Annotated in this window: 18 protein-coding genes and 1 tRNA gene; 5 read left to right on the top strand and 14 right to left on the bottom strand. The window is 67.5% G+C overall.

What is annotated here, in order from left to right; genetic code table 11:
* From CSR00_RS31055 to CSR00_RS25555, 4 genes are all read right to left on the bottom strand, one after another.
* Window positions 1-368: hypothetical protein (locus CSR00_RS31055; protein ID WP_218014543.1), on the bottom strand; the 368-nt coding region annotated here is incomplete at its 3' end.
* Window positions 369-521: 153 nt separating this feature from the next.
* Window positions 522-836 carry a hypothetical protein gene (locus CSR00_RS25545; protein ID WP_099025209.1) on the bottom strand — a complete coding sequence of 105 codons (315 nt, stop codon included), beginning with the start codon at window positions 834-836 and terminating at the stop codon, window positions 522-524.
* A gap of 154 nt (window positions 837-990) precedes the next feature.
* Window positions 991-1,293, bottom strand: a complete 303-nt coding sequence (locus tag CSR00_RS25550) for an SHOCT domain-containing protein (RefSeq protein WP_245906535.1) — start codon at window positions 1,291-1,293, stop codon at window positions 991-993.
* Window positions 1,294-1,616: 323 nt separating this feature from the next.
* Window positions 1,617-2,138 carry a glyoxalase superfamily protein gene (locus CSR00_RS25555; RefSeq protein WP_176562266.1) on the bottom strand — a complete coding sequence of 174 codons (522 nt, stop codon included), beginning with the start codon at window positions 2,136-2,138 and terminating at the stop codon, window positions 1,617-1,619.
* Between the two features lie 237 nt (window positions 2,139-2,375).
* Here CSR00_RS25555 and CSR00_RS31685 point away from each other — a divergent pair, with 237 nt between their 5' ends.
* Window positions 2,376-2,891: a hypothetical protein gene (locus CSR00_RS31685; RefSeq protein ID WP_176562267.1), complete on the top strand. Its 516-nt coding sequence runs from the start codon at window positions 2,376-2,378 to the stop codon at window positions 2,889-2,891.
* Between the two features lie 58 nt (window positions 2,892-2,949).
* On the opposite strand, the gene CSR00_RS25565 is transcribed toward CSR00_RS31685, so the two are convergent.
* The 7 genes from CSR00_RS25565 to CSR00_RS25595 form a co-directional block, all read right to left on the bottom strand.
* Window positions 2,950-4,677, bottom strand: a complete 1,728-nt coding sequence (locus CSR00_RS25565; RefSeq protein WP_099025212.1) for a TNT domain-containing protein — start codon at window positions 4,675-4,677, stop codon at window positions 2,950-2,952.
* Between the two features lie 6 nt (window positions 4,678-4,683).
* Window positions 4,684-5,067, bottom strand: a complete 384-nt coding sequence (locus tag CSR00_RS25570; RefSeq protein WP_099025213.1) for a WXG100 family type VII secretion target — start codon at window positions 5,065-5,067, stop codon at window positions 4,684-4,686.
* A 348-nt stretch (window positions 5,068-5,415) separates the two neighbouring features.
* Window positions 5,416-5,488: transfer RNA gene (locus CSR00_RS25575), tRNA-Ala, on the bottom strand.
* 52 nt (window positions 5,489-5,540) lie between these two features.
* The gene (gene sepX / locus CSR00_RS25580; protein ID WP_099025214.1) at window positions 5,541-6,704 is read right to left on the bottom strand and encodes a divisome protein SepX/GlpR; all 1,164 of its coding nucleotides are present in this window, start codon (window positions 6,702-6,704) and stop codon (window positions 5,541-5,543) included.
* Window positions 6,705-6,926: 222 nt separating this feature from the next.
* Entirely contained in the window at window positions 6,927-7,538 is a 612-nt protein-coding gene (locus CSR00_RS25585) for a GNAT family N-acetyltransferase (protein WP_099025215.1), read from the bottom strand.
* A 42-nt stretch (window positions 7,539-7,580) separates the two neighbouring features.
* On the bottom strand, window positions 7,581-8,837 hold the full coding sequence (gene glp, locus CSR00_RS25590) for a molybdotransferase-like divisome protein Glp (RefSeq protein WP_099025216.1): 1,257 nt from the start codon (window positions 8,835-8,837) through the stop codon (window positions 7,581-7,583).
* A gap of 50 nt (window positions 8,838-8,887) precedes the next feature.
* Window positions 8,888-9,883, bottom strand: coding sequence for a UTP--glucose-1-phosphate uridylyltransferase (locus CSR00_RS25595; protein ID WP_407662526.1), 996 nt, complete (start codon window positions 9,881-9,883; stop codon window positions 8,888-8,890).
* A gap of 86 nt (window positions 9,884-9,969) precedes the next feature.
* On the opposite strand from CSR00_RS25595, the gene CSR00_RS25600 reads away from it, so the two are divergent.
* Both CSR00_RS25600 and CSR00_RS25605 read left to right on the top strand, forming a co-directional pair.
* Window positions 9,970-10,572, top strand: coding sequence for a 5-formyltetrahydrofolate cyclo-ligase (locus CSR00_RS25600; protein WP_099025218.1), 603 nt, complete (start codon window positions 9,970-9,972; stop codon window positions 10,570-10,572).
* Between the two features lie 74 nt (window positions 10,573-10,646).
* On the top strand, window positions 10,647-11,006 hold the full coding sequence (locus tag CSR00_RS25605) for an FmdB family zinc ribbon protein (protein WP_099025219.1): 360 nt from the start codon (window positions 10,647-10,649) through the stop codon (window positions 11,004-11,006).
* Window positions 11,007-11,076: 70 nt separating this feature from the next.
* On the opposite strand, the gene CSR00_RS25610 is transcribed toward CSR00_RS25605, so the two are convergent.
* Window positions 11,077-11,364 carry a hypothetical protein gene (locus CSR00_RS25610; protein ID WP_141564486.1) on the bottom strand — a complete coding sequence of 96 codons (288 nt, stop codon included), beginning with the start codon at window positions 11,362-11,364 and terminating at the stop codon, window positions 11,077-11,079.
* A 254-nt stretch (window positions 11,365-11,618) separates the two neighbouring features.
* Between CSR00_RS25610 and CSR00_RS25615 the strand changes: the two genes are divergently transcribed.
* Complete coding sequence (locus CSR00_RS25615) at window positions 11,619-12,284, top strand: SAF domain-containing protein (RefSeq protein ID WP_099025221.1); 666 nt, start codon at window positions 11,619-11,621, stop codon at window positions 12,282-12,284.
* 130 nt (window positions 12,285-12,414) lie between these two features.
* A complete protein-coding gene (mscL, locus tag CSR00_RS25620) occupies window positions 12,415-12,858 on the top strand; it encodes a large-conductance mechanosensitive channel protein MscL (RefSeq protein WP_099025222.1) in 444 nt (147 codons plus the stop codon).
* A 79-nt stretch (window positions 12,859-12,937) separates the two neighbouring features.
* Here the strand turns inward: mscL and CSR00_RS25625 are convergent, their stop codons facing one another.
* Together CSR00_RS25625 and CSR00_RS25630 are read right to left on the bottom strand one after the other, a co-directional pair.
* Window positions 12,938-13,282 (bottom strand): hypothetical protein, encoded by a 345-nt coding sequence (locus CSR00_RS25625; RefSeq protein WP_141564487.1) that lies wholly within the window; start codon window positions 13,280-13,282, stop codon window positions 12,938-12,940.
* Between the two features lie 189 nt (window positions 13,283-13,471).
* The coding region (locus tag CSR00_RS25630) for an MspA family porin (protein WP_176562268.1) at window positions 13,472-13,598 on the bottom strand (127 nt) is incomplete at its 5' end.

Here is a 13,598-nt window from a genome sequence, read left to right on the forward strand (position 1 = left end):
GCGGAGGATGGGTATAAGAGACAGGGGCCGCCCCACCCCATGTGGCCGCCGGGAAATCCGCCGGGGCCCATATGCGCGTTGGAGTAGCCGTGACGCCAACCGGGACAGCCGTCAGCGGCTCTGCCCGCGAAGAAGCCCGAGAAGAAGATCAGCGCGACGATGAACAACGTTCCCGCGACGATGCCGACCCAGGCCAAAGCCTGAAACACCCGACTGGAGCGGTGATCGGAGCGCTCATACCGGGGCGGAGAAACCACCGTGGACGTTGATTCCGTTTCAGTGCTAGGCGTTTCGTCCATCCTCGCTGCCTCCTCCATCTCGGGACCGGTGAGCCCGGCCCCGTCACGGGCGGTCATGGCTTCTGCCACACGCCACCATACCCCTACCCCCTAGGGCATTACCGCGGGCAAACGTCGAGCAGCGGCCTGGCACGCTGCCCACCAGGCGTCCTTGGTCGCACATTCACGTTCGAAGGGAATGCGGTTGGCGGTCGTACCCAGCCATCCATGCGGTGCTCGCTTCTAGCTGCCCCCGTAGCCGGGCCCCATCATCCCCGGACCCCAGTACCCGTGCTCCCCATAGCCGGGCCCCATCATCCCCGGACCCCACTGCGGTTCGGCACCGCATTCGGGGTTCCATCCGTTGGGCCCCCAGCAATTGCCATCGCCCGGGCCGTGGGCAGGGAGAGCCGGCCCCTGTGCCGTTGCCACGGCGGTGCGTGACTGGACAGGCGTAGCACCGTCGCCGCCGATTCCGGCCAGGCCGGCGCCGACGGCGACCGAGCCCGCCAGCGCGACGATCGCCAGGGCGGTGGTCGTTGTGCGTGTGGTGAACATGACACTTCACTCCTTGGTTGTTCGTGTTGGCCGTTCGTGTCCCGACGGCGTTGAGCCGGGAGTCCATGACCGCTTCGCAGGTCCCGGCGAGGTTGGCTATTCATCTGCGGATGCCCGTTGACCAGCGAGCCACGACCGGTGGACGATCTGACCGTCAGTGGTGTTCCCGCAGGACCGCCATTCGTCGGCGGAATTCCTCGTCATCGATCTCTCCGCGCGCCAGGCGTTCCGCCAGGATCGCCTCCGCGGCGTGAACGTGGCTCTGATTGGTGGTTCCGGGCTGCGGCTGTCCCCCGCTGAGGTAGCGCACGGCCACCACGATTGCGGTGATGATCAGCGCAATGACCGCGATCGTCACCACGGCCGTCAGGATCCAACCGCCCCATCCCATGCCGTAGCCGTCATATCCCATCCAACCGCCATGGTGCATCCAGTTGTCGCCGTCCCATCCATACATCGACGGTGTTCCTTTCCGATAGGCGTCTCCAAGTGGCGTTTCGCCCCGGCCCTGCTACTCAGCGTGCCCGCCGCTACCAGCCATCCCCAGAGACAAAAGTCCTCGGCAACCCCGGCGAAGTGTCTTTCTTGGTGCACGAGCATGCCCATGTCGGCCGGCAGTCGTGCTTGTGAAGGCATGCTGAAACCCGGGAGGCCTCCCACCAAGGACGGGACCACCCCTCGCCCATTGTGAACATCAGTCGGAGACCGTCGCGAATACCGCTGGGGTCGAGGAATTCGCTTGCCAGAGCGGGCCTTACTCCGCTGGCCGGACCGCCGGTTCTACGGAGCCATCTGGCAGAACCGGATGGTGTTGGAGAAGGGGTCGATCACGTCCATCGTGGGCCCGCCCGGCGAGTCGGCGTCGATACCGGGATTCATCCGCGGGTAGCCGGTGGCACGCAGTTCTTCTTGTAGCGCGGCGACATCGCCCACCGGTACCCACACGGTCGAACCCGGAGTTCCGTCGCCGTGGTGTTCGGACAGGTCGAGAACAAACCGGTCGCGGCGCAGACGCAGATACAGGGGTGCCGCACGGTCGAACCGGTGTTCCCATTCGATGCTGAAGTGCAGGTAGTCGACGTAGAACTCGCGCGCACGGGTCTCGTCGAGGCTACGGAACACCGGCACCGGTGCGCTGATATCCCGGCCGGCCGGCAGCCCGGCGGAGGCGGTGTTCCAGTCACGAAAGCCCAACTGCAGGGCGACGATCTCCAGGGCCAGGGAGTGCGTGAGATCGGCCGCGGGCAGTTGGTCACGGAGTACGCGGGCGGCCCGTTTGGCGTCGTCACGGGTCAGGTCCATCACTTCACCTACGTTTCCGGTGCCGGTGTGCAATTCGGTACGGAATTTTGCCAGATGGCGAGAAGCGCCATGGGACCCTAGAACACGGCGTCAACAACGAACTAGCGAACGCAGTCGCCGACCGAGGTCGGCTGCGCAGAACGGTGAGTGGCAACTGCAATTGCGGCGGCCGGTCGATACCTCCTGCGATCCATCAGACGAGCTATCAAACTCCGAGGCCTGGCGTAACACGGTGCGGTGTCGCTGGAGAATTTGGACAGCACGGGCGTTGATGGCGTCTTTGAACGCGACAAAGCCGCTGTCGTTGCGGGCAACTCGAGGGCGGGGTCGTCGTTGGTCATCAATGAACCGTGGGAGGGCAGCGCGGGTGACTACGTATACGAACAGCCGGGCCCCACCCGCCGAGATCGCCGCTCTGCCTCAGAGCGGTTCTCCGATGTCGGGAAGCAGCGCAATGTCTTCGGGCTGACCGTTGTGGAACATCGCAGCCAACTCTCGCACTCGGCGCTTGGCCCAGTCGGGATGAAAGCGACTGAGAACCTCGTACTCGAAATGGAACCGCTGCGCACGGTCGCCTACATACTTCCTTGCCTGGCTGGAGACCTCACCCTGGCAGTACCGGTACAGCACGTCGTCCAAGCTACCTACGCGTTCAAATCCGACCTTCCCACGTTCATAGAAGGTGAAGTGATATCGGCCATCATCACCGACGAAGATGTTCAGACCGTCATTGGTCAGCAATCCGACGGGTAGGGGGCGCACTCCGAGTTGCGCTGCGATCCGATCGATCTCGGTTTGCAGCTCAGTTGACCTAGCGTCCAAGGGGCGGCCCATATTCATCGAGAATACCTCTGTCGACTAATTCCTCGACGTTGGCCTCAGGAGGACCGACGATCATGTATTGGGGGGCACCAGGTGTCGGTGTCTGTCCGAACCACGGTTGTATCGGTCCTTCGACGATCTGCCACCCATCGGGAAGCGGTTTCCCGGTGATCATGTAGCGATGATATTCCCCACCAGCACTTTCCGGCATAATCGCCCGGTCGCCAAAAGGAGTGCCGTCCGGGGCAAAATAGCGCCCACGTTCTGACCCGATCCTGTCGATGATGTCCCCCGTTTGGAGATGGGCGGGTTGCGGGACATGGCCGGGCGGAAATCCGTCGTTTTCAGGAAACACCCGAGCCCCGGCCCCGCCGAACTGATTGTCAAACTCTATTGGGTGCATGCCCCCCAGAGGATCCCACCCACGCATGACCGACAACGGGATCCCACCTTCGGTAACCAGCTCGGCCGGCAGGCCTGCACGAACCATCGCACCCTCAGCACCGAACGGGGCGGTGGCCGCGACCGACGCGAAATCGAAGGCCTTCTCCCCGGCGTAATAGGCCGCGCTGGGTGAGTCCAACGCATGCTTGACTTCTCCGACGACCGCACCCACCGGATTGGTGGCAGTATCCGAAATCCCCTTGGCCACGTCTTTCCAGGACTCCAGAACACCGGGAGCACCCGGACCACCCTGTCCCAGCAGATTCTTGATGCCCTGCTCGGTGTTTCGCCACGCATCACCCAATCCCTCACCGAACCCCGGTGGAGGCACATGAGCCGACTCAGGGGGCGTGTACGGCGGAAAATCCCACCCCATTGCCTGCGCACGGGCAACCATGCCATCCAACGCCGACTCGATCTGCGCGGCAGGCATGCCCTCGCTTGCCAGGACCTTGCGCGCGGTAGCCTTGAATGCCTCGATCTCCTTGGCAGAGAACACCACTGGCTTGGGCACGTTGACTGGTACCGGAGCACCCGCGATCTGATCCAGCGCCCCGTTCACATCAACAGGCTGTCCAACCCCTCCAGGTCTACCCGCGCCGGCGAGGGCGTCCCGCACACTCCGTCCGACACCAGCCCCGTCGGCTACCCCGCCGGCCGGCAACAGCATGTCCTGCAACGAACGCGGACGAGACGAATCCTCAACACCCGCGCCTGCGTGCCGGCGGGGGTCCGTGGGCGCTGGCTGTACCTCGGGGGTGGCTGCGTGCAACGACGGCGGGATGGGTGTCTTGCCGCTGGCCATGTTGATCGCGTTGGCCAGCGCCATATCGACCAGATTGGCTTCGGCCACAATCGTGTCCAGCCGGGGCTGCAGCTGGGATTGCTTGAGCTCGGCCTCCACCGGATTGCGGACCTTCGGGCCAGGCAGCACGGTGTCCGCCACCGGGTCGATCTCCATTCCCAGCGATTCGGCGTCAGCTTTCAAGCTCGCCAGTTCGGACTTGATGCGCTCGATATTGTCGGCCGCACCGTGCGCCGCATTGGCCACAGCCATTGCCTCATTGCCGTGCGAGTCCAGATCCTTACGCGTCTGACCGATCGCCTCCCGGGCGGCATCGGCCGCCTCACCGCCCCACGTTTGGAACGCCGGCAACGTGGCCAACCCGTCGGCGGCATCGAAGGCCGCCTGCGCACGACTGGTCGCAGCATGGAACACCTCACGCACATCACCGGCATTCCAACGCTCGATATCAAGGACGGTCAACGTCACGGCGGCTCACATGTCGGTCTGGCCAGCGATCGCGTTCGCCGCCCGCGCCGGAGCCTCCAACGCCTGGCTGCTGCGCTGCTCCATCTCCGCGAACCCTTGGGCGCTGGCGTGCAACCCCTGAGCGTGATCACTCAAACGGGTCAACAACGCACTCGTCGTCACCACCCACTGCTCCGACAAAGCACTCATCGCGACCGCGGATGCACCTTGCCAGCCGGTCTGCGACGCATCGATACGGCCAGCCGCGGCCGCATGCTTGACCGCCACATCCTCACCGTGGCCACTCACCGCGACACCCGAGCTGGCCAGATCCTCAACATTGACCCGAAGCGACATCGCATCCGCATCCAGAGCTGCAAAATTATGCATACCAGCAAACAACATGAGCATGCCAGTCACGCACACCGCACCTGCACAACGGTGCCGCTGCCGGGGCGCTCGCACCCAAATCCAGCACCCCGAAAGGCAGTTAGCGTGTCATCCGGCCCGCAACCTCGCCATCGACACACGCTTACCTTTGTGACCAAAGCACGACCCGTGAAACGTGAATCGAAAGGCCGTCGGCAGCAGGCGACGGCCACCACCGCAACAGGCGTGCAACGCACTCTTGGCAACACGGGAGTGCGAGTATGAGTGGGGACTCGAGACAACGCTGTCGCGGCTGCTGGCCGGGCGATGTCTGAACCGCCGCAACACTCACTAAGGCCAGAAAAGCAGCCGTGAACTACACGAATTCTGTGGAGCTAAGGGGAATCGAACCCCTGACCTACTCGATGCGAACGAGTCGCGCTACCAACTGCGCCATAGCCCCTTGGTCGGTAGCACACGCTACCAGCCGCGACGCGCCAGCAGAAACCGGCTCGTCACTGCCCCGCCGCGTGCGGCAGGTCGTAGTGCCGGGCGAACGGCACCTCGTCGAGATGCTCGAACATCGGGTCCTCGTCGTCGATCTCCAGAACCGCGGCCCCGGGCTGTCGCAGCCGGGACGGCACCACGTCGAGGTCACGGTCGTAGGTGTTCTCGACGCCGAGGCGCGACCGGGCCATCCGCTGCATGCGGCGGCGGCGCAGCTGCTCCTCGATGCGGGTCTGCCGGCGCAGGTAGGCCAGGTAGAGCACCGTGACCACCCCGACGGCCCCCGCCAGATACCACGCCGCGGAGGTCAACAGGAACGCCGCGGCGGTGAAGAACACCAGCAGCGAGGCCATCGCCGAGATCATCCGCTTGCGGAAGCGATACTTGCGCGCGCTGACCGCGGCGGCGGTCTTGGTCTCGTAACGTCGGCTGCGCGCCGCACCGCGTGCGCGGGTGGTGGGCGGATCGGCCTCGGCCTCCAGACCGGAGGTGTCCTCGACGTACTCGTATTCGTCGGCCGTGCCGTCCTGGGCCTGTGGTTCCTCGCCGGCCTCGTCCTCGTCGTCCGCAACGTCCTGGGTGCCCTCGGCACCGTCGGTATCCCCGGAGATGCCCGCGCCGCCCTCGGCGTCGGTGGCGGTGGCGTCCGCCGACACGGGCTCGGGTACCGGCTCCGGAGCCGGGGGCTCCTCGTCGAATTCCAGCTTCAGCTCGTCGGTTTCGGGCTCCGAAGCCTCGAAAGCATGCGCGGACACTGGCTCGACCGGCGTCTGCACTACGCGCTCGGCCGGCTCGGCGGGCTCGGCCACCGGGTCCTCGACCACGTCGACGTCGAGGATGTCGGGCTCGTCCTCCTCGGCCAGCGAGGTCACCACGGCCACCGAGCGGACCCGCACCTTGCTGGTCACGACCACCGGGCCGGTCTCGTCCTCGGCGAGCTCGGCGTCGAACTCCTCCTCGGGCCGCCAGTCCGGGTCGCTGCGGTGTCCGGCGGCGGGCCTGACCCTCTTGAGCAGGCGTGCATTGCGCCCGCTGTTGAGGACCCGGGTCGCCAAGGCGACGTCGCTGGTCCTGCGGACGTTGTCGCGCTTGTTGATCAGCATGGGCACCAGCACAAACAGCCAGAGCACCACAAGTGAGATCCAAAGCAACGATTGGGGGATGCTTGGCATGGTGGCCTGCTCCTTTCCCCTCCAGGCTAGGTCCGGTGACCAGCGCAATCACGACGACGCGCCGAGCTCAATTACACACCTGTAATTCACAGCAGACAAGCACCAACAGCCTCAAATGTCACATTAGTAACAACTGTGTCGTGCTCGGCCGGCGCGCAGAGCGTCGAATTTCCCCCGGAATCCCCGAAACCGAATCGATCGAAGGGCGGTGGGCGGCGCCGCTCAGGCCCACTGCGCCTTACCCGCATGCACCAGTGCGGACGCCACCGACCCGCGCAGCTCCTCCACCGTGATCGCCACCAGCAGGTGGTCGCGCCAGTCGCCGTCGACGTCGAGATAGCGCTTGAGCAGGCCCTCCTCCCGGAAACCCGCCTTGCCCAGCACCCGCCTACTCGCCGCGTTCTCCGGACGCACGGTGGCCTCCACGCGGTGCAGGCGCACCGGCCCGAAGCAGTGATCCAGACCCAGTGCCAGGGCCCCGGTGGCGACACCCTTTCCGGTCAGTTCGCTGTGCACCCAGTAGCCGATCCAGGCCGACCGCAGCGCCCCGTGGGTGACGTTGCCGATGGTCAGTTGTCCACCGAAGCGACCGTCGACCTCGATGACATAGGGCAACATCCGGCCCTTGCGCGCCTCGGCACGCAACCCCGAACACAGCGACGGCCACGACGAGATCGAATGCCGAACGGTCCAGTCCAGTTCCGCGCTGGGCTCCCAGGGTTCCAGCAGCGCGCGATCGGCGTTGCGGATACGGCTCCACTGCGCGGCGTCACGCATCCGCACCGGGCGCAGCGCCACCACACCCGCGGCCACCCGCAACGGCCCGACCGTCATCGGCCAACCGGGATGCACAGCAGTCGAACGCCACACGTGCGGTCAGCCGCGTTGAGCCAGGAAGGCGACGTCGACCGTCTCGCCGGTGCGGACCTGCTCGACCTCGGCCGGGACGATGACCAGGCAGTTCGCCTCGGCGAGGGTGGCCAGCAGATGCGACGACGCACCGGGGGCCCCGCCGAGCGCCTGGACCAGATACTCACCGGTGTCCTGGTCGCGCATCAGCTGGCCACGCAGGTAACCCTTGCGGCCCGCCACCGAGGAGATCGGCGCCAGGGCCCTGGCCTGCACCACGCGCCGCATCGGCTGGCGTTTCCCCAGGGACAGCCGGATCAACGGCCGCACCATGATCTCGAAGACCACCAGGGCGCTGACCGGATTGGCGGGCAACAGAAACACCGGCACGCCCTCGCGCCCGAGCTGGCCGAAACCCTGCACCGAGCCGGGGTGCATCGCGATCCGGGTCACCTCCATCTCCCCGAGTTCGGAGAGCACCGAGCGCACCCGTTCGGCGGCGCCACCGCCGACGGCTCCCGCGATCACCACGATCTCGGCGCGGCTGAGCTGGCCCTCGACCGCCTCGCGCAGTTTGGCGGGGTCGGTGTCGACGATGCCGACCCGGTTGACCTCGGCCCCGGCGTCGCGGGCCGCCGCGGCCAGTGCGTAGGAGTTCACGTCGTAGACCTGCCCGTTGCCCGGGGTGCGGGACACGTCGACCAGCTCGCCACCGACCGACAGCACCGACAGCCGGGGGCGGGGATGCACGAGCACTCGGTCCCGTCCGACGGCGGCCAGCAACCCGACCTGGGCCGCGCCGATGATGGTGCCGGCGCGGACGGCGACATCGCCGGGTTGCACGTCGTCTCCGGCGCGCCGCACGTAGGCGCCGGACCGGACGCCGCGGAGCACGCGCACCCGTGACTGCCCACCGTCGGTCCAGCGCAGCGGCAGCACCGCATCGGCCAGGGTCGGCATCGGGGCGCCGGTCTGGACCCGCGCCGCCTGCTTGGGCTGCAACCGGCTGGGCGTGCGGGCCCCGGCCTCGATCACGCTGACAACCGGCAGGCTGACCTCCCCGGCGTCCTCGCCCGCCTCGTCGGACCCGCCCACGCCGAGGACGTCGACGCTGCGGACCGCGTAGCCGTCGATGGCGGCCTGGTCGAACCCCGGGAGCGGCCGCTCGGTGACGACCTCCTCGGCGCACATCAGACCCTGCGCTTCGGCGATCGCCACCCGAACCGGTCTGGGGGCCACCGCGGCCGCCTGCACGCGGGCCTGCTGCTCTTCCACCGAACGCACAGTGCGCCTTTCTGCCGTCGGACCCGGTAAGCACCGGGACCGACGCGGCGCTACTGCTCGGTCAATCCCAGTCGGTCGACCAGCCAGCGTCGCAGTTCCGGGCCGTAGTCATCACGTTTCAACGCAAAGTCAACCGCAGCCTTAAGGTAGCCGCCGGGATTTCCCAGGTCGTGTCGAGACCCTCGATGCACCACCACATGCACCGGATGGCCCTCCTCGATCAACAGCGCGATGGCGTCGGTGAGCTGGATCTCGCCGCCCACGCCCTTGCCGACGCGCCGCAAGGCGTCGAAGACGGCCCGGTCCAGGACGTAGCGCCCGGCGGCCGCGTACGGCGATGGAGCATCCTCGGCCTTGGGCTTCTCGACCATGCCCAGCACCTTCAGCACATTCGGGTTGACCGCGTCGGGGACCACCTCGACGTCGAACACGCCGTAGGCGCTGATCTCCTCGGGCGGCACCTCGATGGCGCAGAGCACCGTCCCGCCGCGTTTGGCCCGCACCTTCGACATGGTTTCCAGCACGCCGGTCGGCAGAACCAGGTCGTCGGGCAACAGCACCGCCACGGCGTCCTCGTCGGGGGCCAGCGTCGGCTCGACGCAGCTGATGGCGTGGCCGAGCCCCAGCGGCTCGGCCTGAACCACGGATTCGACCTTGATCAGGGCCGGCGCCCGGCGCACCTTCTCCAGCATCACGTGCTTGCCGCGGGCCTCCAGCGTGCCCTCGAGCACGAGGTCCTGCACGAAATGCGCGACGACGCCGTCCTTGCCCTCCGAGGTGACGATGACCAGGCGTTCGCCCCCGGCCTCGGCGGCCTCGGCGGCCACGAGCTCGATGCCGGGGGTGTCGACCACCGGCAGCAGCTCCTTGGGAACCGTCTTGGTCGCCGGCAGGAAGCGCGTACCCAGTCCCGCGGCGGGGACGATCGCGGTGCGCGGGATCGGCACGGCCGGCGCCGCGGCCGCCGGCACGGACACCGAACCGGACACCGAACCGGACACCGCACTGGAGGTCGGACCCGCGGTCGACCCGGAAGAATTCGTCATCATTCCCACCCTAACTTCACTGCGTCAACCGCTCAGTGCGGCGGGCCGGCAGTGACACCTGATGTTCTCCTGGCATCGTGTACCCCATGGTGACCAGCGCAAAAGCGATGTTGCGCACACGGCTGCTGGCCTCTCGCCGGGCGGTCGCCGCGCCGGTGCGGGCGGCCGAGGCGGCCGCGCTGGCCTCGCACCTGGTGCCGCTGGTGCACCGCGGCCTCACCGTGTGCGCCTACGTCCCGGTGGGCTCCGAGCCCGGGTCCCGGACGCTGCTGAACACGCTGGGAGAAACGGGTGCCCGGGTTCTGCTGCCGGTCGCGCTCACCGGCGACGACGGCGAGGCGCAACCGCTGCGCTGGGGTGAGTACCGGAAGGACACGCTGGTGCCGGGCCCGTTCGGGCTGCTGGAGCCGCCGGCTCCGCATCTGGGCCCCGAAGCGCTCGGTGAGGCCGCGCTGGTGCTGGTGCCCGCCCTGGCCGTCGACCGTCGGGGTGTGCGCCTGGGTCGGGGTGCCGGGTTCTACGACCGATCGTTGCCGCTGCGCGACCCGGCGGCACTACTGATCGCGGTGGTCCGCGATGACGAGGTGCTCGACGAGCTGCCCGCCGAGCCGCACGACGTGCGGATGACCCACGCGGTGACGCCGGGGGCGGGGCTGATCGTGTTTTCGGCCTCCGACGGGCGGGAATGACCGACACCACATAGCGGTTCTAGCACTTAGCACGGTAGAGTGCTAACAGGCTCACGTCTTCCCGGAGGTTCCTCGTGCCGACCTATAGCTATGCGTGTACCGAGTGCGGCGACCGCTTCGACGCGGTACAGGCCTTCACCGACGACGCGCTGACCACGTGCACCAAGTGCGACGGCCGGTTGCGCAAGCTGTTCAACTCCGTGGGCGTGGTGTTCAAGGGCAGCGGGTTCTACCGCACCGACAGCCGCGAGGCGTCGAAGAGCTCCTCCTCCTCATCGAAGGGCTCGACCACCTCGGACAGCTCGTCCTCGTCGAGCTCCGGGGACAAGTCCTCCTCGAGTGGGTCCGGCGAGAAATCCGGCGGGTCCTCGGACAAGGCGTCCTCCGGCTCCTCATCCGGCTCCGCCGCCCCGGCGGCCGCGGCATCCAGCTGAGACCTCGCCCGGGCCCGACCGAGCCTCCACCCGAACTCTCCGGCCGGGGCCGGCAACGGTCACTGGCAGGTCACTGGCAGAACTGCGACCAGACGAACAGACAGTCATAGCCGAGGTTGGAGAGGTTGCCCGGCTGCGGCGACTCACCCTTGGTCGTGGGCACGGCCTCGTTCGAACCGCGAACGTCACCCTGGGCCAGGACGACCCCCTTGTCCGCCTCCCGCAAATCTCCCTGCACGGCCTGGGAACGGATGCCCTTCTGGGCGACCGGTCCGGCCGACGGTGTCGCCGGATCGGGTTTGAGGTCGTCGGCGGCCGCGGCTCCCACTCCCGGCCCGATCAACGCCGCTATTGCCATGAGCACGCCAACAGCTACGGCTCCAATGCTTTTCGCAACACCACACTGCGCGCGACTCCCGTCCACGACTCATCCTCTCTCTCGACAGCTCCCCCGGGATCCGATGCGCGCCGGTGCGCTATCGCCGTCGACGCTAGCCGCGGACCCGGCCCCGCCGACAGCCGCGACAGCAAACCCGGGGAGGGTTTCGAGGTTGTTCACAGCTCGGGCCGACGGTGCACACGAGGCGGCGCCGTACGCTTTAGCGTGGGCTCATGGCCCGCGAGCAGCACCATCGCCTGAACCCGACCGCACTGACACGGATACGCCAAGCGCTACAGCCGGATTGGATTCACACCGTGACCGCCCGGCGGGTGGCCGCCGCCGCCCTGGTGACGCTGGCCGCCGCGGCCGCGCTGCGCGCCGACCCGCACGGCCAGCGGCGCCCGGCGCTGGTCGCCACCCACGACCTCGCCCCGGGCACCGCGCTGAGCGCTGACGACGTCGCGACCGAGAGCCGTTTGACGGCAACGCTTCCCGACGGCAGCGCAGAGGACAAGGCGGCGCTGCTCGGATCGACGGTGGCCGGCCCGGTCCGACGCGGCGAGGTGCTCACCGACGTCCGGGTCCTGGGCCCCCGGCTGGCCGAATCCGCGGCCGGCCCGGGAGCGCGCGTCGTCCCGCTGCACCTGAGCGAGAGCGCGGTCCTCGACGTGGTCCGCGCCGGCGACGTCGTCGACGTTCTCGGAGCACCGACATCGGATCCCGGGGCCACCCCCCGACTGCTGGCCACCGACGCGATCGTCGTGCTGGTCTCCGATGCCCCCAAAGGGCTTTCCCCCGCGGCCGACCGGGTGGTACTTCTCGCCCTTCCGGCCGCGACCGCGAACACCGTCGCCGCCGCGTCGCTGGTGCAGGCCGTCACGGTGACCCTGCACTGAGCCGAACTCACCGTGGGTCGGTGCCCCTCCGACCGGCCGGATCTGGGTTCTCAGCCCCCAAATCCGGCTAATGTCGTCATGATTCGTCGAGGCAGCCGGAAGGCAGCACAGTCACTGGGAGGGCACTGGCATGTTGAAGGGCTTCAAAGCGTTCATTTCGCGGGGCAACGTCATCGACCTTGCCACCGCGGTCGTCATCGGCGCCGCATTCACCGGGTTGGTGACCGCGTTCACCGACAGCGTCGTGCAGCCACTGGTGGACCGGATCGGCGCGACACCCGATTCCGAGTACGGATTCCTGAAGATCCCGCTGGGCGGCGATACCTTCATCGACTTCAACGCGGTGTTGGCGGCGACGATCAACTTCCTGATCGTCGCCGCGGTCGTCTACTTCGTCATCGTCGTGCCCTACCGCAAACTGCAGGAGCGGGACAAGAAGGTCGAGGCGGCCGATACCCAGCTGACGCTGCTGACCGAGATCCGCGACCTGCTCGCGTCGCAGTCCGCCGCCGGTTCGGGCAAGCACGCGGGCCCCGACAGCGCAACGCCGCCCGGCCGGTCCGCCGACGACTGATCCGACCGGACAAGACTCCAGCCGCACAAGACGACCCCCCAGCCGAAACCGGGGGGTCGTCTCTACGTGCTGTCTTGAGTTACTGGCAGAACTGCGACCAGACGAAGAGGCAGTCATACCCCAGCTCGGCCAGGTTGCCCGGCTGCGGAGCACCACCCTTGGTGGTGGGCACGCCCACACCCGAATCCCGCACGTCGGCAGGACCGGTAGCGTCGGTGGTCCCCAGCACTTCGCCGATGCTGGCCGCGCGGATGCCGTCCTCGGCAACCGGGTTGGCAACCACCGTGTCACTCGGCGTCAGGTCGTCGGCGCCGGCAACACCACTGCCGAAGCCCAGCAACGCCGCGCTGACGGCGAGGGTACCGAACCCCGCTACGCCCAGCTTTTTGGTCGTGCGAACAAGTACACCGTCGCGATCGGCCACCTGCGCCACCTTCCCGTAATGTGGGATTCCCATCCCAGTCGTCACCACAATTTAGACCTGCATAGAGTACCAGTACCCTCGCGGTCGCGCGCGTCCGAAAGGGTTCCGCACGGTACATCCCATGCGGACCATGACTTATTCCGGACGCCATTTCCGGCGGCACTGCGATCCTCGCCCAATGTGGCTGGATCAGTTCATGTTCCAGGGCTCACCGTAGGTGGTGACGCTGTCACCGGCCGAGGAGATCAGCCGGGCGTAGGGACGCAGCAGCACACCACCGGCAGCACCGGTCACCGTGCCGTGAGCGTTGGACACC

The sequence above is a fragment of the Mycolicibacterium palauense genome (assembly GCF_002592005.1).
In the GTDB taxonomy this organism is placed as follows: domain Bacteria; phylum Actinomycetota; class Actinomycetes; order Mycobacteriales; family Mycobacteriaceae; genus Mycobacterium; species Mycobacterium palauense.

Bases quoted from the DNA above. Each gene is read 5' to 3' on its own strand.
- CSR00_RS25545 (WP_099025209.1), bottom strand. From the start codon at position 836: ATGTTCACCACACGCACAACGACCACCGCCCTGGCGATCGTCGCGCTG.
- CSR00_RS25550 (WP_245906535.1), bottom strand. From the start codon at position 1,293: ATGTATGGATGGGACGGCGACAACTGGATGCACCATGGCGGTTGGATG.
- CSR00_RS25555 (WP_176562266.1), bottom strand. From the start codon at position 2,138: ATGGACCTGACCCGTGACGACGCCAAACGGGCCGCCCGCGTACTCCGT.
- CSR00_RS25570 (WP_099025213.1), bottom strand. From the start codon at position 5,067: ATGCTCATGTTGTTTGCTGGTATGCATAATTTTGCAGCTCTGGATGCG.
- sepX (WP_099025214.1), bottom strand. From the start codon at position 6,704: ATGCCAAGCATCCCCCAATCGTTGCTTTGGATCTCACTTGTGGTGCTC.
- CSR00_RS25585 (WP_099025215.1), bottom strand. From the start codon at position 7,538: ATGACGGTCGGGCCGTTGCGGGTGGCCGCGGGTGTGGTGGCGCTGCGC.
- CSR00_RS25595 (WP_407662526.1), bottom strand. From the start codon at position 9,883: ATGACGAATTCTTCCGGGTCGACCGCGGGTCCGACCTCCAGTGCGGTG.
- CSR00_RS25600 (WP_099025218.1), top strand. From the start codon at position 9,970: ATGGTGACCAGCGCAAAAGCGATGTTGCGCACACGGCTGCTGGCCTCT.
- CSR00_RS25610 (WP_141564486.1), bottom strand. From the start codon at position 11,364: ATGGCAATAGCGGCGTTGATCGGGCCGGGAGTGGGAGCCGCGGCCGCC.
- CSR00_RS25615 (WP_099025221.1), top strand. From the start codon at position 11,619: ATGGCCCGCGAGCAGCACCATCGCCTGAACCCGACCGCACTGACACGG.
- mscL (WP_099025222.1), top strand. From the start codon at position 12,415: ATGTTGAAGGGCTTCAAAGCGTTCATTTCGCGGGGCAACGTCATCGAC.